This is a genomic window from Neisseria sp. HMSC056A03, assembly GCF_001815685.1.
In the GTDB taxonomy this organism is placed as follows: domain Bacteria; phylum Pseudomonadota; class Gammaproteobacteria; order Burkholderiales; family Neisseriaceae; genus Neisseria; species Neisseria subflava.
The window spans coordinates 31,231-54,314 of sequence record NZ_KV821638.1 but is presented as its reverse complement, the minus strand read 5'-3'; the positions used below and the strand labels follow the sequence as shown (position 1 = coordinate 54,314).

Annotated in this window: 17 protein-coding genes; 9 read left to right on the top strand and 8 right to left on the bottom strand. The window is 48.8% G+C overall.

Annotation, left to right across the window (positions count from 1 at the left end; translation table 11 throughout):
* Positions 1 to 51: 51 nt before the first annotated feature.
* From HMPREF3052_RS06805 to grpE, 3 genes are all read right to left on the bottom strand, one after another.
* Complete coding sequence (locus HMPREF3052_RS06805) at positions 52 to 270, bottom strand: hypothetical protein (RefSeq protein WP_003684970.1); 219 nt, start codon at positions 268 to 270, stop codon at positions 52 to 54.
* Positions 271 to 537: 267 nt separating this feature from the next.
* Complete coding sequence (dnaK, locus tag HMPREF3052_RS06800) at positions 538 to 2,466, bottom strand: molecular chaperone DnaK (protein ID WP_070749278.1); 1,929 nt, start codon at positions 2,464 to 2,466, stop codon at positions 538 to 540.
* Between the two features lie 304 nt (positions 2,467 to 2,770).
* Positions 2,771 to 3,343, bottom strand: a complete 573-nt coding sequence (grpE, locus tag HMPREF3052_RS06795; protein ID WP_070749277.1) for a nucleotide exchange factor GrpE — start codon at positions 3,341 to 3,343, stop codon at positions 2,771 to 2,773.
* Between the two features lie 150 nt (positions 3,344 to 3,493).
* Here grpE and cysE point away from each other — a divergent pair, with 150 nt between their 5' ends.
* Complete coding sequence (gene cysE, locus HMPREF3052_RS06790; protein ID WP_070749276.1) at positions 3,494 to 4,312, top strand: serine O-acetyltransferase; 819 nt, start codon at positions 3,494 to 3,496, stop codon at positions 4,310 to 4,312.
* A 184-nt stretch (positions 4,313 to 4,496) separates the two neighbouring features.
* On the opposite strand, the gene HMPREF3052_RS12140 is transcribed toward cysE, so the two are convergent.
* The gene (locus HMPREF3052_RS12140) at positions 4,497 to 4,760 is read right to left on the bottom strand and encodes a tyrosine-protein phosphatase (RefSeq protein WP_349267317.1); all 264 of its coding nucleotides are present in this window, start codon (positions 4,758 to 4,760) and stop codon (positions 4,497 to 4,499) included.
* A 333-nt stretch (positions 4,761 to 5,093) separates the two neighbouring features.
* Between HMPREF3052_RS12140 and mnmC the strand changes: the two genes are divergently transcribed.
* Positions 5,094 to 6,704, top strand: coding sequence for an FAD-dependent 5-carboxymethylaminomethyl-2-thiouridine(34) oxidoreductase MnmC1 (gene mnmC, locus HMPREF3052_RS06780; protein ID WP_070749275.1), 1,611 nt, complete (start codon positions 5,094 to 5,096; stop codon positions 6,702 to 6,704).
* Between the two features lie 208 nt (positions 6,705 to 6,912).
* On the opposite strand, the gene HMPREF3052_RS06775 is transcribed toward mnmC, so the two are convergent.
* Positions 6,913 to 9,330, bottom strand: coding sequence for a TonB-dependent hemoglobin/transferrin/lactoferrin family receptor (locus HMPREF3052_RS06775; protein ID WP_070749274.1), 2,418 nt, complete (start codon positions 9,328 to 9,330; stop codon positions 6,913 to 6,915).
* Positions 9,331 to 9,385: 55 nt separating this feature from the next.
* Positions 9,386 to 10,375 (bottom strand): Slam-dependent surface lipoprotein, encoded by a 990-nt coding sequence (locus HMPREF3052_RS06770; protein WP_070749273.1) that lies wholly within the window; start codon positions 10,373 to 10,375, stop codon positions 9,386 to 9,388.
* A 368-nt stretch (positions 10,376 to 10,743) separates the two neighbouring features.
* On the opposite strand from HMPREF3052_RS06770, the gene HMPREF3052_RS06765 reads away from it, so the two are divergent.
* The gene (locus tag HMPREF3052_RS06765) at positions 10,744 to 12,285 is read left to right on the top strand and encodes a surface lipoprotein assembly modifier (RefSeq protein WP_070749272.1); all 1,542 of its coding nucleotides are present in this window, start codon (positions 10,744 to 10,746) and stop codon (positions 12,283 to 12,285) included.
* 120 nt (positions 12,286 to 12,405) lie between these two features.
* On the opposite strand, the gene HMPREF3052_RS06760 is transcribed toward HMPREF3052_RS06765, so the two are convergent.
* Positions 12,406 to 13,029 (bottom strand): biliverdin-producing heme oxygenase, encoded by a 624-nt coding sequence (locus HMPREF3052_RS06760; protein WP_070630747.1) that lies wholly within the window; start codon positions 13,027 to 13,029, stop codon positions 12,406 to 12,408.
* A gap of 402 nt (positions 13,030 to 13,431) precedes the next feature.
* On the opposite strand from HMPREF3052_RS06760, the gene HMPREF3052_RS06755 reads away from it, so the two are divergent.
* From HMPREF3052_RS06755 to HMPREF3052_RS06745, 3 genes are read left to right on the top strand one after another with little or no spacing between them, the layout of a single operon-like run.
* The gene (locus tag HMPREF3052_RS06755; protein WP_083318801.1) at positions 13,432 to 14,742 is read left to right on the top strand and encodes a paraquat-inducible protein A; all 1,311 of its coding nucleotides are present in this window, start codon (positions 13,432 to 13,434) and stop codon (positions 14,740 to 14,742) included.
* Positions 14,739 to 16,400, top strand: a complete 1,662-nt coding sequence (gene pqiB, locus HMPREF3052_RS06750; RefSeq protein ID WP_070749270.1) for an intermembrane transport protein PqiB — start codon at positions 14,739 to 14,741, stop codon at positions 16,398 to 16,400. The genes HMPREF3052_RS06755 and pqiB overlap by 4 nt, the downstream gene beginning before the upstream one ends.
* On the top strand, positions 16,400 to 16,918 hold the full coding sequence (locus HMPREF3052_RS06745) for a PqiC family protein (protein WP_070749269.1): 519 nt from the start codon (positions 16,400 to 16,402) through the stop codon (positions 16,916 to 16,918). The genes pqiB and HMPREF3052_RS06745 overlap by 1 nt, the downstream gene beginning before the upstream one ends.
* A 56-nt stretch (positions 16,919 to 16,974) precedes the next feature.
* Here the strand turns inward: HMPREF3052_RS06745 and grxB are convergent, their stop codons facing one another.
* Positions 16,975 to 17,685 (bottom strand): glutaredoxin 2, encoded by a 711-nt coding sequence (gene grxB / locus HMPREF3052_RS06740; protein WP_049329098.1) that lies wholly within the window; start codon positions 17,683 to 17,685, stop codon positions 16,975 to 16,977.
* 88 nt (positions 17,686 to 17,773) lie between these two features.
* Between grxB and HMPREF3052_RS06735 the strand changes: the two genes are divergently transcribed.
* From HMPREF3052_RS06735 to putP, 3 genes are all read left to right on the top strand, one after another.
* Positions 17,774 to 19,987, top strand: coding sequence for a RelA/SpoT family protein (locus tag HMPREF3052_RS06735; protein ID WP_070749268.1), 2,214 nt, complete (start codon positions 17,774 to 17,776; stop codon positions 19,985 to 19,987).
* Positions 19,988 to 20,237: 250 nt separating this feature from the next.
* Complete coding sequence (locus HMPREF3052_RS06730; RefSeq protein WP_049329100.1) at positions 20,238 to 21,032, top strand: formate/nitrite transporter family protein; 795 nt, start codon at positions 20,238 to 20,240, stop codon at positions 21,030 to 21,032.
* Positions 21,033 to 21,488: 456 nt separating this feature from the next.
* Entirely contained in the window at positions 21,489 to 23,015 is a 1,527-nt protein-coding gene (putP, locus tag HMPREF3052_RS06725) for a sodium/proline symporter PutP (protein ID WP_070749267.1), read from the top strand.
* Positions 23,016 to 23,084 lie beyond the last annotated feature (69 nt).

Sequence of the window (23,084 nt, the reverse complement as noted above, 5' to 3'; positions counted from 1 at the left end):
TTGGGGGGATTTTGCAAAGGTCTCGGCCTTATTTATTGTTGAGGATTCATCTTAATGATGGTCGTGGCGATGCTCTTGATGATGTTTGGGCTTGGTTGCGTGGTGTTTGGCTTTAGGTGCAGGTTTTTTCATTTTTTGCGGTTTGGCTTTTTTGTGCATACGTTCTTGTTTCGGATGCATTTCGTATTTACCGTGTGCAGAAGCGACTGAAGCCAATACCAAACCGGCAGCAGCAACCATCAAAGAGGTCATTTGAATCAGTTTTTTCATATTTATCTTCTTTCAAGGAGTTGATTTGAGGTAAAAATAAGAATTTATTCGCACTCAAGCGATGGACAAATATTAATGGCTTTAACTGTCAGCTGCTGTCAGCATCCGGCGAAATCTGTTCAAAATTCGGCAATAGAAGTATGGCGACACAATGATGTAGCATGGTTTTGAAAGTTTACCGTCAATTTTGACAAAGCGTCTTTACACATTTCCCAAACGACAAAAAGCGCGAACCTTTCGATTCGCGCTTTTTTCAGACGGCATCAATTATTTTTTGTCGTCTTTTACTTCTTCAAAGTCGGCATCTACGATGTCGTCGTCTTTCTTAGCAGAAGACTCGGCTTGTGCGCCCTCGCCTGCTTGTGCTTCAGCTTGCGCTTGAGCGTAAACCATTTCGCCCAATTTTTGGCTGGCTGCACCCAAAGCTTCGGCTTTGGCATCGATAGCGGCTTTGTCGTCGCCTTTAACTGCTTCTTCAGCTTCTTTCAACGCAGCTTCGATTTTTTCTTTCTCGGCAGCGTCGAGTTTGTCGCCGTAATCAGCCAGAGATTTTTTCACAGAGTGAATCAGGGCTTCGGCTTGGTTGCGGGAAGCGACCAATTCAGTCAGTTTTTTATCTTCTTCAGCATTGGCTTCGGCATCTTTCACCATGCGTTCGATTTCTTCTTCGCTCAAACCTGAAGAACCTTGGATGGTGATGTTGGCCGCTTTGCCAGTACCTTTGTCTTTGGCAGAAACGTGCAAGATACCATTGGCGTCAATGTCGAAAGTAACTTCAATTTGCGGCATACCGCGTGGTGCAGGTGCGATGTCGGTCAAATTGAACTGACCCAAAGATTTGTTGGCAGAAGCGCGTTCGCGTTCGCCTTGCAGCACATGGATGGTTACTGCGCTTTGGTTGTCTTCGGCAGTAGAGAACACTTGAGACGCTTTAGTCGGAATAGTAGTGTTCTTTTGAATCAGCTTGGTCATCACGCCGCCCATGGTTTCGATACCCAAAGACAGAGGAGTTACGTCCAGCAGCAATACGTCGCTACGGCCGCCGCTCAATACTTCGCCTTGAATCGCTGCACCTACGGCAACAGCTTCGTCAGGGTTCACGTCTTTGCGAGGCTCTTTACCGAAGAAGGCTTTAACGGCTTCTTGTACTTTCGGCATACGGCTTTGACCACCGACCAAAATTACGTCGTCGATATCACTGGTGCTCAAGCCGGCATCTTTCAATGCGATTTTACAAGGCTCGATAGAACGTTGGATCAAATCTTCAACCAGGCTTTCAAATTTGGCACGGGTAATTTTCATGGCCAAGTGTTTAGGGCCGGTTGCGTCCATAGTGATGTATGGCAGGTTGATTTCAGTTTGCTGACCGCTGGACAATTCGATTTTGGCTTTCTCAGCAGCTTCTTTCAGACGTTGCAGAGCCATTACGTCTTGTTTCAAATCAATGCCTTGTTCTTTTTTGAACTCGTCAATGATGTAGTCGATCAAGCGTTGGTCGAAGTCTTCACCACCCAAGAAAGTATCACCATTGGTAGCCAATACTTCAAATTGTTTGTCGCCGTCGAGGTTGGCGATTTCGATGATGGAGATATCGAAAGTACCACCACCCAAGTCATATACGGCTACTTTGCGGTCTTTGTTGTCGCCTTTGTCCATACCGAATGCCAAAGCGGCTGCGGTCGGTTCGTTGATGATACGTTTTACTTCCAAACCTGCGATACGGCCTGCGTCTTTAGTCGCTTGACGTTGGCTGTCGTTGAAGTAGGCAGGAACAGTAATCACGGCTTCAGTGACTTTTTCGCCCAAGTAAGCTTCGGCGGCTTCTTTCATTTTACGCAGGACTTCTGCGGAAACTTGTGGCGGAGACAGCTCTTTGCCTTGCGCTTTCACCCATGCGTCGCCGTTGTTGGCTTTGATGATTTCGAAAGGCATGGATTCGATGTCGCGTTGAACTTCTTTGTCTTCAAATTTATGACCGATCAAACGTTTTACAGCGTAGATGGTGTTTTTAGCGTTGGTTACGGCTTGGCGTTTGGCGGGTGCGCCAACGAGGACTTCGCCGCCGTCCAGATAAGCGATAACGGAAGGAGTGGTGCGTGCACCTTCTGCATTTTCGATCACTTTGGTTTGACCGTTTTCAGAAATGGCCAAACAAGAGTTGGTTGTACCTAAGTCAATACCGATTACTTTTGCCATATTATGTTGCTCCTAATAAATAAACTTTTCTAAATTAATAATCCTGTGGAACATTTCGTTCCGATGGCTTGTAAATAAGGTTACTTCATTTTTTTTCAAGGCTTAATTTGAATTTTTTTTCAAGTTAAATTCAAGTACTTGATTTATTTATCCACAAGCCGTTTATTCTTTTTTCAGACGGCCGGTTTTAATTTTCCGATTCCAGTTTATCGGAATGATTTTCCAATAGCGGAACATCGGGCTTTGAAACCGGATAAGGCCGTCTGAAGATTTTATGCTTGATAAACTTTATCAAGCGGTGCCTTCAATCTTCTTTTTTCGCCACGACAACCATCGCAGGACGTAGGACGCGGTCGGATAATGTGTAGCCTTTTTTCATCACGCTGACGATGGTGTTCGGCTCTTGCTCGCTGACCACTGCCTGCATGGCTTGGTGGTAATGCGGGTCAAGTTTCTCGCCTGCCTGAGGATTGATTTCTTTAATATGGGTGGCATCAAACGCTTTTTGCAATTCGTTCAAAGTCATTTGTACACCCATTTTCAGGGCATTGAAATTACCGCTTTGATCGAGCAGCGCCATTTCGAGATAGTCTTTGACCGGCAGCATTTCGGCCGCAAATTTTTGTCCGGCAAACTTGTGCGTATCAGCGATTTCCTGCTGATGGCGGCGGCGCAGGTTTTGCTCGTTTGCCAAGCCGCGCAGTTCGCTGTCTTTGAGTTGGCCTTCCAACTCGGCAATACGCGCCTGCAGATCTTCGTAAGTCGGCTCGGCTTGTACTTCGGCTTGTTCGGTTTCAACTGCTTCAGCAGTTTCTACGGCTGCCGCTTCTTCAGCTTCGTTTTGGTGTTGTTCGTTACGATCCGTCATTTCTGACATCCTTTTAGAGTGTTAGCATTCAATGACCCATATATAAGGCCGTCTGAAAAAACTTCAAGCATTTGAACGTCGATTATCAAATGCCTTGTTAAAAGACGTTGGAAAACGGTAAGATAGCCATCTGATTTTATTCTTCAGACGGCCTCGAATATGAAAAAAGACCATTTGAATTCAACCGATTTTAATCTGTGGCACACCATCCGCGAAGAAACCGAAGCCGCAGCCGCGGCCGAACCGATGCTGGCAAGTTTCCTGCATCAAACCGTGTTGCGCCATGATTCGCTCGATTCGGTACTTGCCTACCATCTTTCCAGCAAACTGGGCAGCCCGATTATGGATGTGCGCGCGCTGTTTGAAATCTATCAGCAGGCTTTGAGCGTGGACACCCGTATCAGCAAATGTGTCGAGGCCGACTTGAAAGCCATTTACGAGCGCGACCCGGCTTGTGATGAATATTCGCTGCCGCTGTTGTATTTCAAAGGCTTCCACGCCGTACAGGCACACCGTATCAACCACTGGCTCTATCAAAACGGCCGTAAAACGCTAGCGTATTTCCTGCAAAACCGCATGTCGGAAGTCTTCGGTGTCGATATCCACCCGGCCGCCCGTTTCGGTCACGGCCTGATGCTCGACCATGCCACCGGTTTTGTGGCCGGCGAAACCGCCGTCTTGGGCAACAATATTTCCATCCTCCACGGCGTAACGCTGGGCGGTTCGGGCAAAGAAAGTGGCGACCGCCACCCGAAAATCGGCGATGGCGTGATGATTGGTGCGAACGCTTCGATTTTGGGCAATATCCGCATCGGCGTAAATGCCAAAATCGGCGCGGGCAGCGTGGTGGTTGCCGATGTACCGTCTTCGATTACCGTTGTCGGCGTACCGGCCAAACCGGTTGGCCGCTCGTCCAAAACCCCGTCTGCCGATATGGATCAAAACATTCAATTATCGACTACGGATTTTGTGATTTAAGCAATCTGCCATTCAAAAGGCCGTCTGAAAGATTTGTTCTTTCAGACGGCCTTTTATGATTTAAATCTTGGTGTTAACCGCGTTTACGCAAGGCTTCCAAGTGCATTTTAACCTGATTGACTTTCTCTTCGGTAAACAGGTTGGCAATGTTTTTCCAAATGCTGTGATAACCATAAGGCCCATGTTACATTTCGGCTTTTGCTTCTTCCGCTGTCCAGCCTTGATAAATGATGCGGTACATTCCGGCAATCAAACCGGTACGGTCTGCTCCGTGATAACAATGGATAAGCACTGCGCCGTTTTGCTGTTGTTTTTCAATTAAGTATAGGATTTCCGCAATCTCTTTCGGCTTAATGCTCCATGACAGCAACGGACGGTTTAGTAAGGTCAAACCATACGCTTTCAAATAGTCGTCATCGTTGCGGTCGAAAAAGCGCAGGTTGATCACACTTTGAATGCCCAGTTTGACGATGGCTTCACCATCTTCGGCTACAGGCTGCTCGCTGCGGTAAAGCTTGTCGTCGATGCGATAAAGGTTGGCATCGTGTTTGACGGGGGTTGCCCAACGCTCGGGCTTTGCTGCCGTTATCCGGCGGCACGGACGAGCAAGCGATGGGCAAGCCGGAAGCGAGAAGACACAACAAAAGACGGCGCATAAAATTCCTGTATGAAAATCAATTGGAAATCAAAATATCATGCGATTCTCTCAAAACCCGTTCGGATATTCTATCCGCGCAAACCGCGTTACAATAAAGCCTCTTTTTTCAGACGGCCCTTCATCATGACCTACCTTGCTTGGAACACCACGCCTTCCCTTGCTACCCTTTGCCGCGCAATCGAACAACATACCGTACCGCTTTATTTGATTGTCTGCCTGCCTGAAAACCGTATTCCCGATTTTCCGCTGTCAAATCATCCCTCCGAGCTTGAAGGCCGTTTGAACAAGCGTCTCGCTCAAGCCATGAAATGTCTTCAGTTCAACAGCGTCAATGTTTTAGAAAACCTATTGCCTGATGTGCATCTCTGGCTGATTCCGCCACACCGCGCCGACCGCTTACACGAACATTTCCCTCATATCGAATGGCAAACCGAAGCCATACCCCAATCCGCCCCTATTCCTCTAAAACCTTGGTTCAGACGGCCCGAACATCAAGCCGCGCCCAAACACGTCCTGATTATCGGCGCAGGCATAGCCGGCGCAGCGACCGCGCGCAAACTGGCGGAGCACGGCGTACGCGTTACGGTTTTGGAGGCCGGTAAAGCGGCGCAGGCAGGCAGCGGCAACCGCCAAGGCTTGCTCTACGCCAAAATCTCGCCACACGATACCGAACAAACCGAGCTGCTGCTGACAGGCTACGGCTACACGCGCCGATTGTTGGAAGACTTGCTGTCCGACTCCGACGTATGGGGCGGCGACGGCGTATTGCATTTGAATTTTGATGACAGTGAACGCAAACGCAATCAGGCCTTGGGTTTGCAACACCAGCATAAGCACCTCTACCGCAGCGTATCTGCCGAAGAGGCTGCGTCCATCGCAGGCATAGACGTATTTTCAGACGGCCTTTACTGGCCGCAAGGCGTATGGCTGAATCCGTCCGCCGTCGTGCATACCTTATTGAATCATCCGCTGATTGAGTTGCACGAACACGCGCCGCTGACCGCAGTATCGCATGACGGCACACAATGGACGGCACACACGCCGAACGTGCATTTCAATGCCAGCCATATCGTTTACTGTATGGGCGCACACAGCCCGACTGCCGCCGACACCAACGTCTCCGCCCTGCCTTTCCGCCAAATCCGCGGACAAACCGGCGTCGTACCTGCCAGCCCGTTTTCACAAAAACTGCGTTGCGCCATTTCCGGAGAAAGCTACATCAGTCCGAGCTGGCAAGGCCGCCACTGCTACGGCGCGACATTTATCCTCAACAGCAACGATGAAACTTGGTATCCGCACGAAGAAACTGAAAACCGCGTCGCCCTGCACCAGCTCAATCCGCCATTGGCACAATCCCTGTTTGAGCAAAATTCGTTTTCAGACGGCCTTCAAACCACACAAGGCCATGCCGCCCTACGTTGCGACAGCCTCGACCATTTGCCCGTTGTCGGCGCGCTCGGCGACATCGCCACCATGCAGTCCGCCTACGCCAAGCTGGCATTAGACAAGAACTACCGCCTCGACAGTATTCCCTGCCCTTACCTGCCCAATGCCTACATCAATACGGCACACGGCACGCGCGGACTGGCGACAGCCCCCATCTGCGCCGCCGCCATTGCAGCCGAAATACTCGGCTTGCCGCATCCGCTATCGCAAAGGCTGAGAACCACGCTACACCCCAACCGCGCCATCATCCGCGCGATTGTTCGGCAGCAACCGTTGTTATCCGATTAAGGATTTCGCTGTAAATAAAAAAGGCCGTCTGAAAGTCATTAAAACTTTCAGACGGCCTTTAGCTATCCGTTAACTGCTTAGAATTTCCATTCCAAAGACACGGCATAGTTGCGACCTGGGCACGGTAGCGATCTAAGCCTTTGCCATCGCGGTCAACGCCGTTGGTGGTGCTGTAGCTTTACCAACCTTCCTTTCTGTTCTAATTACCTTAGAACTTGGCTTCAAGTGTAAAGTTGTAACTTCTTCCTGGTGAAGAGAAACGCTCTATACCTGCATGTGTCTTATTATCGACACGATTAACTGTACCAAATTCACGGATACTACGTAGAGATTCCCAAGTGTAATATTTTTTGTTACCGATGTTATAAGCACCAGCACGTACAGTGAAGTATTTGCCCAAGTTGACGTAGCCTGTCAGGTCGAAAAGCGTATAGGCTTTGCTGTGCTTGGCAAATGGCCATGGGTTGTTCAAATCATCACTGCTGTGAACGGTGTCAGACGGTTTTTTAGCTGCAGTGTGTGTCAGGTACGCATTGATACCCCAGCGTTTGGAAGGAGCGTCGTAGCCCAGATTGTAAACGGCAGACCACGGCGAAAGTGCGTTAATCGGGGTTTCCTGTTCGTTGGTCTGTTTGGCTTTGCCTTTGATGTAGCTGACATTGACACCTGCGTGCGTGCCTTGCGGCAAACCGATGCTATCGAGGTTCCATGTGCCGTTAAATTCCAAACCTTTCACCCATGCGGAGGAACGGTTTTGGTTTTGCCAAACGGGTGAGCTGACCAATGCGGTACCGTCGGAAATCGGCGCATAATTAGGGCTGTTGGGGTTGTCTGAGGACACGCCCATGTAGGTCAGTTCGATAAAGTTGCGGTAGCGGGTTTGGAAGCCGGAGAGTTTAAAGTTTCCGGCTTTGCCACTGCCGGCAAGTCCCAGCTCGAAGTTTTTGGCGGTTTCTGCCTTAAGGTTAGGGTTTGCTTTAAGGTAGAAGTCAGGATGCGGGAACAATAGCCAGGTTTCGTCCGAAGTCGGCGCGCGGAAGCCTGTACTGTATTTCGCCAGAAGATTCAAATGTGGAGTAAATTTCCAGTCTAATCCTAAGCCGTAGCTGAAACCGCTGTGTTTACGCTCGCTGCCAAGATAGGGGATTTGACCGCGGATGGCAGGGGTATAGTTGGGGTTGTCCTTGGCTTTGCTGCTGCTGTTGTCGTAGCGAAGCCCGGCATTGAGGCGGTATTGGCTGCTGTCGCCGAATTGGAAGGTGTTGTTCCAGTAGGCAAAACGGTTTTTGGAGGAGCTTTCGACCAGCATAGTCAATTCTTGGTTGTTGGACGTTTGATATTTCGGGTCGTATAGGCGTACCCAATAGCTATGGTCGCTATTACCGTTGTCGTTTTTAGAACCGCCCAATCCGTATTGCATAGCCCATACCGATTTGGAGAAGTCGATTTGTTTTTCGGTGTCTACACTATATTGTGCGGTCTTTTGACGGATGTTGCGGAACATATGATATACGTCGCTATTGATACCGTTTTGGGCGTAATCGGTCGGCAAGTCCCAAGTCCAGGTACTCATGTCGATGGTTTGACGGTCGTAACGCAGGTTGAGGCTGTCCCATGGTCCTTGGTCAAGTTGGTTTTTGTATTCGAAACCGATGCGTTTGCGGTAGGAAATATCTTGACGGGAACGGGTATCGCCCAGAGCCTCACCTTTCCAGTTTGCCGCCCACATATTGGATAATTCAGTCGTCGTGCGGTCGGTGCGTGAATCCTCGTAAATCCAACCGATACGGTTTTTATCGTTGAAGTTGTAACCCAGTTTGAATAAGGTGCTTTTGTTTACCCAATCTTGTGGATCGGGTTTGCTGCGGGCTACGCCGCGGCTGCCGTAGTTGGTGCTGCCGGCATTCGGGTTCCAGCTTTGTTTGTTGTCGGTGATGACGGTATCGGCAGCGTCGCTGTTGTTTTTGGTTTCTTTACCGAAACGGCGGGTGTAGACCATCAATGCGTCCAAACCCAACCAGGTTCCTGCGGCGGTTATGCTGCTGAATTTTTGGCTGTTGCGTCCGATATAGCCGCCTTTAATGCCTAAGTGGTAGGGTTTTTCTTCGGAAACATAGTCGCTTGCGGATTTGGTTTTGTAGTTGACGGCACCGCCCAATGCGCCGCTGCCGGATTTAAGCGAGTCCGCGCCTTTGTTAAGGGTTACTTCCGAAAAGTTTTCGGGTTCGGAAGTGTTGCGGTTGGCATTGAAGTTGCCGTATGCGCCGAACAACTCTTGAAACGCTTCAGACGACCTGCTTTCTGCTTGTGCCAGTCCATCCACGTTGATGGCAACGCGGTCTTTGTCGACACCGCGTATGGTAAAACCGTTAGAACCTGAGCGTCCGCCTTCGACGACGCTGATGCCCGGATCGTAGCGTACCAAGTCGCTTTCATCGGAAACCATTTGTTTATCCAATGCCTGACGGCGGACTTTCTCTTCACCGAGTTTTTGGACTTTGCGGCCGCCGATGACTTTGACTTCATTCAAGTCCTGATGGACTTGTGGTACAGGGTCGGCAGCGAAGGCAGGGAAAGTTTGGCTGACAATAGCTGCCAGCAGTACGGGTTTAAAGGGGAAGGACATTTTTTGCCTCTTAAATATATATTGATTATCTATTGTTGGAATGCTTGATGTGCGGTTACTGGCTGACAGGTGTCAAGCTTGTATCTGTCGTATTGCGGTCTGATGAATTTTCTACGCCGCCAAATACGGTATCCAACGATTTGTCAGCATCAAAGGTAACTTTGCCGCCTATGCTGACTTCTGTTTCATAACTGCTGTTAAACTGACCGAAGAATTTCCCTTCGACTTTGCCGTTTTTGCCGTCGGATTCGGCAGTGCCCGAGAAATCAACACCGTTGATGCCAACATCTTTCATCACAACATCCGGACCGTAATCCGCATTACCCAAAATCGTGCCGCCGAGTTTGTTGGTGTTGAAATTGGCTGTCAGCAGTGAAAGTTTGGGAGCGGTTTTTTCAGACGACCCGGAGGATTTGCCCGGATCGTAGGTTGAAGTAACGATATTGCCGTTGCGTACGCGTACAGCCCAGACTTCATAGGTGGTTTTGCCTTTGGCAGTATTCTGTTCGGTAGTCGCATCTTTGACTGTGCCGACGGGTTTGCCGCCGACGAACAGGTCTGCCGTGCCGTCTGAACTTATCCATGCACCGAATTTGAGGTGGTTCTGTTTGGTTACGGGCACGTAGGCGGACTGACCAGAATTGCTGCAACAAACAAACAGCTTTCCACCTTCGGATAAAGGCTGACCTTCGTGGCGGGTACGCAGGGCATAAGACGGACTGGAGTAGGAGGGGACAATCGGGTCGGAATATGAGCTGATGTTGTAATAGTTGCCGGAAGGGGTTTGATAGACATATTGTTTATCGGTATAGCTATACCCCCATGATGTTTTTACTTCAATCTCTGCCTCATGCAGGCTGCCGCCTTTTCCGGAAAGGGTGTTGATGGTCTGTATAGCACTGCTTTCATCGCTCAGCTTAACATTGGCGATAGGTTGCGCTGTCGGAATAGCAACGGGAACTTTGGGTTCAGATGCACCTCCACCTGCACATGCAGTCAAAATAAAGGTAGTTGCAATGGGTACTATAAATACATTAATTTTCATAACCAATCTCTCTAAATACAAGCTTCTTAAATACAATAATGATAAGTATTACTAATAATATGAAATATTGTGTAATAAATATTTTATTTTAGCAATACCAATATTTTCTCTATCAGTAGTTAGGGTGAATCTTTATGCTATCCTCTCTCTGTTAAATATATTTACGTAATTTATAATCCTATAAAAATAAATAAGTTATATATATTTCGTAAATTTGCCGTTATAATGATAAATCTAAATACGAATCTGTATTTTTTATGCAAAAATAAAATTACCTGAGATGCCTCAGGCAGTTTTATGATAAGAGCAAATCCCTTATTAGAAACGGTTTGCCCTGCAATATATACATATATTTCGGATGACTTTAAATGCTAAAAATAAAACAAAAAATTGTCTCAGCTTCTTTGTGCTACCTATTGCCGTCAGCAGTCTTTGCTGAATTTCCCGAAGAGGGTGTTCGGCAGAATATTTCTTCTCAGAATACTGCTGTACAAGTACAACAGAAACAATGGTTAGATATTTTATCTGAGGAAGAAAGGTCGCCTGAAAAGAATGAGAATATAGGCAGACCGACTCTGATTAACGATGATTTTTTAGCGTCAAACCCGCATATTCTTGAGGACGCGTTAGTTCAAGCACTTAACGGCAATAGCGCAGATCTGGTTTCCTCGCTTGTTGCCCTTTACCGCAAACAGCCCAACCACAATCCCAAGCTGATTGCGCGTGCCGATGCTTTGCTGGCAAAGTTGAAAGGACAGACCTCCGAAGCGGTCAAACGTTATCGTACCCTTTATGAATCCGACGTTTCAGACGACCGCATATTATTGGATTTGGCGGCGGCAGAGTTTCAGGATTATCGTTTGGGCGAGGCGGCGGCGCATTTCCGCCATGCCGCGCAACGCGATATACCTGCCCCCGTTTTGGAAAACGTCAAACGTTTTCAAGAAGCCGTCAAACGGCAGACAGAATGGAAATTGTCTGGCGGAATCAGCCCCGTGCATAACGATAATGCCAACAACGCTGCTCCGCGTTATTGCATCGAAACAAGGGGGCAAACCGCATGCAGTGTTACCTTACCTGTCAGTGCCAACGGCTTGAATTACGAATTGAACACCGAAAAACTCACCCCATTGTATGGGCATCACGCCATCAAATTCCGTACCAACCTCAGCGGCACAAGCTATTTTTTCGACCGTCAATCGGCTTACGACGATGCGTTCGGCAGGGCTTATTTGGGATGGCAGCGCAAGGACGGCAAACAAACCGTCAGCGTTTTACCGTTTTATCAGGCACAGTTGGCAGGCAGCAGCGAGTTTGACAGCAAAAAAGAAAATAACCGTCGCGCCGCGCCGTATATGCTGGCACACGGTGTTGGCGTACAGCTTTCGCATATGGTCAATCTCGGTAACGCAACACAACTTTATTACTCGCTGGAGCGCTACCGCCAAAACTATCGGGAAACTGATCGTGCACTGCGCAACGATGGTTGGCACGACAGTACTTATCTTTCCCTAGCGCGCCGTTTCGGCAGTACGACCCTGTTCGGCGGTTGGCAATACAACCGCTTTGTTCCTGAAAACAAAAACATACGTAATACCGTCAACAATGCGGCCTACCACCGCAACGGTTTCAATATAGGTTGGATACAGCAATGGCAGGTTTTAGGCGGGCTTAACAGCAGACTTACCGCTTCATTTGCCAACCGTCGCTATAAAGGCATTATGGCATTCGGTACCGAGCCACAACGCAACCGAGAGCGTTCCCTCTCTATCAACCTTAGCCACAACAAATTATCTTATAAAGGCATTACCCCTACTTTGAATTATAGTTATAGTCACATCCGTAGCAATGCACCATATGCAATGCGTAATATTCATCAATGGTCATTAGGTGGTGAATGGAATTTTTAAAGGAGAATCAAATCTGAGTAGGTATAAGACAGCAACCCGTTCAAACAAAACTTTGTAGTGTAATTAAAGGCCCCTGCAAACATCTACGCCGAGACCTTGTCTGTTTGATTTAATTATTTTTTAGAGTCTGTGCGGTGTCATACCTTCAGGCGCTTCTGCACCTTCCGGCAAACCGAAGGTTTCGCGCAAAATCACTTTATAGAAAGCAAATGCTTCGCGCGCACCTTGAATGGCTTCCGCCTCGGCTTCAGGAGTCAAGTTCAAAGCATTCAGATGCTCGACAAAAGCGCGCCAGTGTTTGCCGCGGCCGTTTGGATGAGGAGCCAAGTGGCGTGCGCCGAATTCGCCGTTGTATTCAAGTTTTTGAGCGTGTTTGAACAAGAATGCTGCGCCCAAATTAGAACCTTCGGCGCAATACAGCCAGCCGATGGCTTTATTGCCGGTTTCGTGTGGCAATTCTTTGTCAAATTTGTAAGGCTCTTCGCCCAAGTCTTTCAAGTCTTGAGTCACGGCATCGTAACGCGCCATGTATTCAAGTTCGGGAATGGCTTTATTCAATTCGGCATCTTTATAGATATGATCGACAGCCTTGTGGAAAACAGATTGAAGTTTCAAGAATTTGATGTAGTTTTCTTTGCTGGAAAAAGGTTGAACGGACATAACCAAGTTATCAACGCTGTCGTGCGTTGTCGTGGTTTGCTCTTTCAAGCGTTTGGCGAAAGTCAGCTCTTGGGTCTCACTCATGATGTTTCCTTCGAATAAGGGACAAATGGTTTCAGACGGCCTTTATGGTTAAAAATACCGTCTAATTTGAAAAGAATCGTTTTAAAAACAAAGAAGATAATTTTTAGCCTGCTTCAGGTTCGTTGACCGTGTACCTTCCACAAATCTACAAGGATTATCGTGTTTTCAAATATTGAGAATATATCTTATTTTTATCCTAATGGCAATAAACCAAACTAAGACCTATTAATAAAATTTAACAGCCCATAGCAATAATCTTCCAAAGTTTTTCAAACTTTTCAGACGGCCCAAACCTTATTAAACAGCCGCTATTCAATCAAATATCAACCTAAATTTGGGCTATCCTTCTGTTTTCCTTTATAATGCGACACTCTTTGCACCTTCTTTATCCCCTGCCGAACCATGAAACGGATTCCTGCCTACCATCGCTGGTGGCGCTACAAGTCTTATCTTCCTGATGCGACGCTGCCTGCACATACGGTGGAATGCCCGGATTGCGGCTGCCGTATGGATATTCCGCGCCTGCGTCAGGGGCAGGAAGCGCATTGTCCGGTGTGCAACCATGAAATTGTGGAGGTGGAAAACAATCCGTATATCGCGCCGATTGCCTATGCGCTGACAACCTTGATTCTGATGGCGTTTGCGTACAATATGGTGTATATCCGCGTCGATTTATTCGGCGTGACATCGATTTTGTCGTTGCCGCAAATGATGCGGCTTTTGATTTCGCTGGATTACGGTTTTCTGGCGGAAGTGATGTTTATCCTTACCTTCGGCGCGCCTTTACTGTTTCTGCTGCTCTGCCTTTATGTTTATACGGCTTTGATACGTGAAAAGGCCTACCCTGCGCTGCGCTTTGCAACGCGTGTATTGGTGCGGCTGCGTCATTGGATTATGGTGGATGTGTTTTTTATTTCCACCTTGGTGGCGTATATCAAGCTCTCGTCCGTTGCTACGGTAGAGTTCGGCTCGGCGTTTTATCTGATGTTTCCGTTGTCGGTCATGTTGATTCGGACTTCGGTATCGATTCCGCAGCATTGGGTTTATTATAAGATTCACCGTTTAACCGGCGGCCATGCGGTTCAGACGGCCACTGAAGACAAAATCTGTTGCAGCCGCTGCCTGTATTTCCGCGATAAAGACGAGCAGCCTTGCGGCGTATGCGGCGCGGACTTATACCGCCGCCGCCCGAAAAGCCTGAGCATTTCTCTGGCGTTTTTAGTCGCGGCGTTTATCCTGTATTTCCCTGCCAACATCCTGCCGATTATGATTTCTTCCAACCCGACGGCCTTGGAGATCAATACGATTTTCAACGGCATTGTTTATATGTGGGACGACGGCGACCGATTGATTGCCGTGATTATCTTTAGTGCCAGTATTATGTTGCCGGTTTTGAAGATTATTGCGATGGCGGTTTTGATTTATTCCGCATACTTCAAACCCATGATGAGCGCGGACAAGATGTCGGTTTTGTATCGGATTACCGAATCCATCGGCCGCTGGTCGATGATTGATATTTTTGTGATTATCATTTTGATGAGTTCGTTCCACACCAATATGGCGCGCGTTGTACCGGGTGGTGCGGCGATTTACTTCTGCCTGGTCGTTATTTTGACCATGCTTTCGGCCTATTATTTCGATCCCCGTCTGATTTGGGACAAGCAACAGCAGCTTTCAGACGGCCTTGATTCTGACCAGACCTTAACACAATGAAAAAACACGATTCTTCACCCAATTATCACGCCCCGGCGCGTGTCAAGAAAACCAATGTCTTCACGTCCATCGTGTGGCTGATTCCGCTGATTGCGCTGATTGCCGGCGGCTGGCTTTTGGTTAAAGACATCCGCAACCGCGGCCCTGTCGTTACGCTGTTGATGGACAGCGCCGAAGGCATCGAGGTCAACAACACCGTCATTAAGGTGTTGAATGTCGATGTCGGACGTGTTACCCGCATCAAATTGCGTGACGACCAAAAAGGCGTGGAAGTTACTGCCCAGCTCAGCGCCGATGCCAAAGACCTTATCCGCAGCGATACCCAATTTTGGGTGGTCAAACCGCGTATCGACCAAAGCGGCGTTACCGGCTTGGGAACCTTGCTTTCCGGCTCATATATTGCATTTACACCGGGCAAAAGCCAAGAAACCAAAGACATATTTGTCGTCCAAGACATTCCGCCGATTGCCGCCATCGGTCAAAGCGGCCTGCGCCTGAACTTGATCGGCAAAAACGACCGCATCCTCAACGTCAGCAGCCCTGTTTTGTATGAAAACTTTATGGTCGGCCAAGTAGAAAGCGCACATTTCGACCCTTCCGACCAAAGCGTGCATTACACCATCTTCATCCAAAGCCCTAACGACAAACTGATTAATTCCGCCAGCCGTTTCTGGCTGGAAAGCGGCATTAATATCGAAACCACAGGCAGCGGTGTCAAACTCAACTCCGCCCCTCTGCCTGCTCTGCTGTCTGGCGCAATTTCCTTTGACTCGCCCAAAACAAGCGACAGCAAAAATGTTAAAAGCGAAGACAGCTTCACGCTTTACGACAGCCGCAGCGAAGTCGCCAACTTACCTGACGACCGCTCGCTGTACTACACCGCGTTTTTCAAACAATCCGTACGTGGCCTGTCTGCCGGTTCGCCTGTCGAATACAAAGGCCTGAATGTCGGCGTGGTTTCCGATGTCCCTTATTTCGACCGCAACGACAGCCTGCACTTGTTTGAAAACGGTTGGATTCCCGTGCGCATCCGCATCGAGCCTTCCCGTTTGGAAATCAATGCGGACGAACAAAGCAAAGAACATTGGAAACAACAATTTCAGACGGCCTTAAACAAAGGCCTGACTGCCACCATCTCCAGCAACAACCTGCTGACCGGCAGCAAAATGATTGAGTTGAACGATCAGCCTTCTGCCTCGCCTAAGCTGCGACCGCATACCGTTTATGCAGGCGATACCGTTATCGCAACCCAAGGCGGCGGTTTGGACGATTTGCAGGCAAAAGTGGCTGATTTGTTAGACAAGTTCAATAATCTGCCATTGGATAAAACCGTTGCCGGCTTGAACGGTTCGCTTGCCGAACTCAAGTCCACACTCAAATCTGCCAATGCCGCCCTAAGCTCTATCGACAAACTGGTCGGCAAACCGCAGACACAAAACATTCCGAACGAGTTGAACCAAACCCTAAAAGAATTGCGCCAAACCCTGCAAGGCGTATCACCTCAATCGCCCATCTACGGCGACGTACAAAATACGCTGCAAAGTTTGGACAAAACCTTAAAAGACGTTCAACCCGTGATTAATACTTTGAAAGAAAAACCCAACGCGCTGATTTTCAACAGCAGCAGCAAAGACCCTATACCGAAAGGAAGCCGATAATGCGCCTCTTCCCGATTGCCGCCGCCCTGACGCTTGCCGCCTGCGGCACTACGCAAAGCACACAATATTTCGTTCTGCCCGACAGCCAGTACATCCGACCTGCTACGCATGGCAGCGAAATTGCGGTTAAAGTCAACCTTGCCGAACCGCTTGCCAACGGCGGCCTCGTTTACCAAACCGATGCCTATCATGTGAATCTGGCGAAAAACCACCTTTGGGCGGCACCGCTCGATGGCGCGTTGGCAGCAAACCTCAGCAACAAGCTCAACCGCCTCAATCCACATCGCACCTTTGTGCCTGCTTCACGCAGCCAAAGCAGCCAAACCCTGAAAATCTATATTGAAGCCTTCCAAGGCAGCTATCAGGGGCAGACCACCATCAGCGGTTATGCACAATGGCCGGACGGACGCAGCAAACCGTTTAACGCCGTCACGCCGCAACAAGGCGACGGCTATACCGCCATGCTCGAATCGTTGGAAAACGGTTTGTCACAGGTTGCCGATACGATTGCCTATTAAACCCAAAGGCCGTCTGAAAAACTTTCAGACGGCCTTTTTCATGTTTCAAACACTCATTACAACGCACGGTCAAAATACAAAGCCACGCCGGAACGCTCGCTCATCGCCAACAAATAATCCATCACTTTTTGCGGCCATTGAATACCGCGCACAACGGTCAGGTTGCGCAAAATAGGGAACGTCAGGATATCTTCCAAACTGATTTCACCGCCCAAGCCCTCGCCTTCGCACACCAGCGCTTCCAGTTCGGCCAAGTCTTGATGCAGACGCTCCAGATATTGCGCCGTTTTGTTCAGATTAGTCTCGAAATTGCCGATACTTTTCTCTTTTTTGTCGATAAAGTATTTTTTCGCTTCATCGGTCTCAAATTCAGGCAGGCCGATTTTGACCATGCGCGGCTGTACCAATTTGTTATTGTATTCGCCCACTTTGTCCAACCAAGCCTGAACCTCGGGACGAACTTCTTCTTTCAGACGGCCTTGATCGATGTAACGGACAATATCCAAACTTTCGCCCATAAACGAACCGTCTTCTTTTTGCAGAATCGGCACTTGTTTTGAGCCAATCATGCCAATCGGCGTAGCTTCGTCATCGTTTGCCAAGACAACTTCTTCCACCGCCACATCGCGCAAGCCGAAAATCATCCGTGCACGGACGCAAAACGGGCAATGGTCGTAAATATACAGTTTCATCAAAATGCTCCTTAAAATTTCAAAACAGTTAACCATAACACCCAAAGCCGTCTGAAACAAGGTGTCCTGAAACATAGTGCCACATTCGCATACAAATCTAGGGCTGCCGGCAATAAACTGTTACAATAGCAACGTTTTTATCACAAAGAAAAAAACGCACGCCATGACCACTATTCGCCAAACGCCCCAAACATCGAGTGCAACGCTGGAAGGCCTCCTCGCTTGGTTCGACGGCTATGTTGCCGCGCTGCCCGATTCCGATAAAAACCTGATTCAGACGGCCTTTGACTTAGCTAAAGAACATTATCCTGCCGATGCCCTAACGACTTACGGCGAGCCTTTAATGGAACATTTTCTCGGCTCGATGCAAATCGTCAGCGAACTCGACTTATTGCCCGATGCCGTGGCGGCTACGATTTTGTCCGACATCGGCAAATACGTTCCCACTTGGCAAGAATTGATTGCCGAACGCTGCAACAGCACCGTTTGCGAGCTGGTCAAAGGCGTAGACGAAGTACAAAAACTGACCCAATTCGCACGCGTGGACAGCCTCGCCACGCCGGAAGAGCGCGCCCAACAAGCCGAAACCATGCGTAAAATGCTGTTGGCGATGGTCACCGACATCCGCGTTGTCCTGATCAAACTGGCGATGCGCACGCGTACCCTCCAATTCTTAAGCAACGTTCCCGACAATCCTGAAAAGCGCGCCGTTGCCAAAGAAACCCTCGACATTTTTGCCCCGCTCGCCAACCGCTTGGGCGTGTGGCAACTCAAATGGCAGCTCGAAGATTTGGGCTTCCGTCATCAAGAGCCGGAAAAATACCGCGAAATCGCCCTGCTTTTGGACGAAAAACGCACCGAGCGCCTCGAATACATCGAAAACTTCCTCAATATCCTGCGTACGGAACTGAAAAAATACAATATTCATTTTGAAGTTGCCGGAAGACCGAAGCACATCTACTCCATTTACAAAAAAATGGTGAAGAAAAAGCTCACTTTCGACGGCTTGTTCGACATCCGCGCCGTACGGATTTTAGTGGACACCATTCCCGAGTGTTACACCACGTTGGGCATTGTCCACAGCCTCTGGCAGCCGATTCCGGGCGAGTTCGACGACTATATCGCCAACCCGAAAGGCAACGGCTATAAAAGTTTGCACACCGTCATCGTCGGCCCGGAAGACAAAGGCGTGGAAGTGCAAATCCGCACCTTCGATATGCACCAATTCAACGAATTCGGTGTCGCCGCCCACTGGCGTTACAAAGAGGGCGGCAAGGGCGATTCCGCCTACGAACAGAAAATCGCCTGGTTGCGCCAACTCTTGGACTGGCGCGAAAACATGGCGGAAAGCGGCAAGGAAGACCTCGCCACCGCCTTCAAAACCGAGCTTTTCAACGATACGATTTACGTCCTGACCCCGCACGGCAAAGTCCTCTCCCTGCCCACGGGCGCGACCCCCATCGACTTCGCCTACGCTCTGCACAGCAGCATCGGCGACCGTTGCCGCGGCGCGAAAGTAGAAGGGCAAATCGTGCCTCTGTCCACGCCTTTGGAAAACGGACAACGCGTTGAAATCATTACCGCCAAAGAGGGAAATCCTTCCGTCAACTGGCTCTACGAAGGCTGGGTTAAATCCAACCGCGCCATCAGCAAAATCCGTGCCTACATCCGCCAACAAAATGCGGATACCGTGCGCGAAGAAGGCCGAGCCCAGTTGGACAAACAGTTGTCAAAAATCTTCCCCAAACCCAATCTTCAAGCGTTGGCGGAAAAACTCGGCTTCAAAAAAACCGACGAACTCTATACAGCCATCGGTCAGGGCGAAGTTTCCAACCGCGCCATCCACAAAGCCTGCGGCGCGCTGAATGAACCGCCTCCTGTACCGATTGATGAAACCAATATCGTCAAGCAGTCCAAAATCAAAAAAGGCGGCAAAAACGGCATTTTGATTGACGGCGAAGACGGCCTGATGACCACGCTTGCCAAATGCTGTAAACCGGCACCCCCGGACGACATCATCGGTTTCGTTACGCGCGACCGCGGCATTTCCGTCCACCGCAATACCTGCCCTTCTTTCCGCCACCTTGCCGAACAGTCTCCTGAAAAAGTGTTGAATGCAAGCTGGGCAGCCTTGCAAGAAAGACAAGTCTTTGCCGTCGATGTTGAAATCCGCGCCCAAGACCGCTCCGGTTTACTGCGCGACGTTTCTGATGCTCTGGCGCGTCATAAACTCAACGTTACCGCAGTGCAAACCCAATCGCGCGATTTGGAAGCCAGTATGCGCTTTACCCTTGAAGTCCGCCAAGTCAACGATCTGCCGCGCGTATTAGCCAGCTTGGGCGACATCAAAGGCGTTTTAAGCGTAACGCGCTTGTAGTTCTCATTACCCAAGCAAATCCAAAGGCCGTCTGAAAGCAACTTTTCAGACGGCCTTTTAAGTTTTTAACACACCAATATTTCAACGCCTCAACTTATCTTTCTTAAAAAGCCAGCCGCAGCCTTAGCCGCTTCAATATATAACCCCCTCTTCTATTCTTACAACCAGTCGTTATTTCCTACCGGCATCATTCTCAGGCAAACTTATTATCCTCATGATAAACAAGATATTTCCAATTTAAGGGAGCCTCATGGATACACGAGATTTGTACCCTCACGAGATTTTGCAGGAAGCCATCGGCAAGAGCTGCGCCAAGTCCGAGTTCAGCATCAAAATGTTGGTGATTTTAAGTTTTTTAGGTGGCGGCTATGTCGGCTTCGGCTATCTTGCCTGCCTGCGCGTCATCAGCGGCATTCCAGCCGAATGGAACGGCCTGGCCGCCCTTTTGGGTGCGTCCGTATTCCCGATTGCACTGATTTGTATCTTAATCGGTGGCGGCGAGCTGGCAACAGGCAATATGATGATTATGGCTTTGGGCAAATTGACCGGCCGCGTCAGCACCTACAAACTGGTACGCAACTGGCTCATCGTCAGCTTGGGCAATCTGGCAGGCGCCGTTGCCATGGCCTATTTCCTCGGCCACTACGTCGGCCTGGCAGAGGGAGCGGCTGCGGCGAAAACCATTGCCATCGCCGAAGCCAAAGTTAATATGGACTTTGGCCGCGCATTCGTTTCCGCTGTCGCATGTAACTGGATGGTGTGCATGGGTATTTGGTTCTACTTCGGCTCACGCCATACTTCAGGCCGCATTTTGGCAACTTGGTTTCCGGTCATGATCTTCGTGTTAATCGGTTTCCAACACTTTGTTGCCAATATGTTCATCATTCCGGCCGGTATTTGGGCAGGCGCAAATGTCAGCTGGGGTCAATTTTTCTACAATATGATTCCCGTCTTCTTAGGTAACGTCCTCGGCGGATCGTCTTTTGTTGCCGCTTTCTATCTCTTCGCTTATAAACATTTGTTAAAAGATGATTTTTCTATTTAGTTCAAACTGACTCACTACCCCGTATTCATCAGAAATACGGGGTAGTGCCGTTATCAGGCCGTCTGAACAGCTCGTTTCGTGTCGCATAATTACGCTTTTTCTCTGCGTAACGTTTCATTTATAGGAAAGATAGTTTCATTGTCTTTCCTTTTCTCCAAATTAAGATAATTTTTGCAATCTTTTGTTTTCAAATGACTTCCCCTCAAAAGCGCTACGATTTTTCATAAAGCCCGTGTTCCGTGCTTTGCAAAACAAAAAATTTACTGTATTCTGAATTTAATTATTTACAATTTAATGTGGATTGGTTACATATCCTATTGTATTTGAAAATAATTTATCCTGACTCTCTCGTGAAAAACAGGATTTTTAAGCTGTATTTTTATTAGAAAAAAGTTTGGGTACGAATTGCTTGCAATTTCAAAACCCGTATTTATAAGTTAGATGAGGAATAAGTACATGAATCCCATGTATATCACTTTCGCGATCTATTTGGTCGCCGTATTACTGATCGGCCTCGCCGCCTATTTTTCAACACGCAACTTCGACGACTACATTCTCGGCGGCCGCAGCTTGGGTCCGTTCGTGACCGCGATGTCTGCCGGTGCTTCCGATATGTCAGGTTGGCTTTTGATGGGCTTGCCAGGTGCCATTTACCTGAGCGGTTTGAATGAAGCTTGGATTGCCATTGGTCTGATTGTGGGTGCATACCTCAACTGGCTCTTGGTTGCAGGCCGTCTGCGCGTACATACTGAATACGCCAACAACGCGCTGACGCTTCCTGATTACTTCTTCCACCGCTTCGGTGCCGGCGGTCACTTGATGAAAGTGGTTTCTGCACTGATTATCTTGTTCTTCTTCACTATTTACTGTGCTTCAGGCATCGTAGCCGGTGCTACCCTGTTCCAAAGCCTGTTCCACGGTATGTCTTACACTCAAGCCATGTGGCTGGGTGCCGGTGCAACCATCGCCTACACCTTCTTGGGCGGTTTCTTGGCCGTAAGCTGGACCGATACCCTTCAAGCTTCTTTGATGATTTTTGCATTGGTACTGACTCCTATCATGGTGTACTTGGGTTTGGGCGGCGCAGATCAAATGAATGCTGCCATCCAACAAGTTGCCGCTTCTACCGGTAAAGAATACGGTAGCCTGTTTGCCGGTACTACTTTCATCGGCATTATCTCTACTGCCGCTTGGGGCTTGGGCTATTTTGGCCAACCACACATTTTGGCCCGTTTCATGGCTGCCGAAAGCGCTAAATCTCTGGTTTCTGCACGCCGTATCGGTATGACTTGGATGATTCTGTGTATGGCCGGTGCCGTGGCTGTCGGCTACTTCGGTATCGCTTACTTCGGCGCCAACCCTGCCCACGTTGATGAAATGAACGGCAACCACGAACGTATCTTCATCGCTTTGGCTACCCTGCTCTTCAACCCTTGGATTGCCGGTATCATCTTGAGCGCGATTCTTGCTGCTGTAATGTCCACCCTGTCTTGCCAATTGTTGGTTTGCTCCAGCGCGATTACCGAAGACTTCTATAAAGGCTTCCTGCGTAAAAACGCCCAACAAGCTGAATTGGTATGGATTGGCCGTGTAATGGTATTGGCGATCGCCGTGATTTCCATCCTGATTGCTTCTGATCCTGAAAGCAAAGTATTAGGCTTGGTAGCTTACGCATGGGCCGGCTTTGGTGCCGCATTTGGTCCGGTTGTTATCCTGTCTGTTTTGTGGAAACGCATTACTGCCTACGGCGCACTCTCCGGCATGATTGCAGGCGCGCTGACTGTGGTTGTTTGGGCTGAGTGGATTAAAAAACCTGCTTTGGCCGCACAAGAAACAGGCTTCTCTACCGTATATGAAATCGTTCCAGGCTTTATCGCTTGTACCCTCGTGATTGTTTTGGTATCCCTGATCGACAAACAACCGTCACGCGAATTGCAAGAACGTTTCGAAAAAGCAGACGCAGAATACCGCGCCTCTAAATAAGACGTTTTCAGACGGCCTGCATGATTCCGTGCAGGCCGTCTGTCTGTGTTATGAAATAAACTGTTTCAA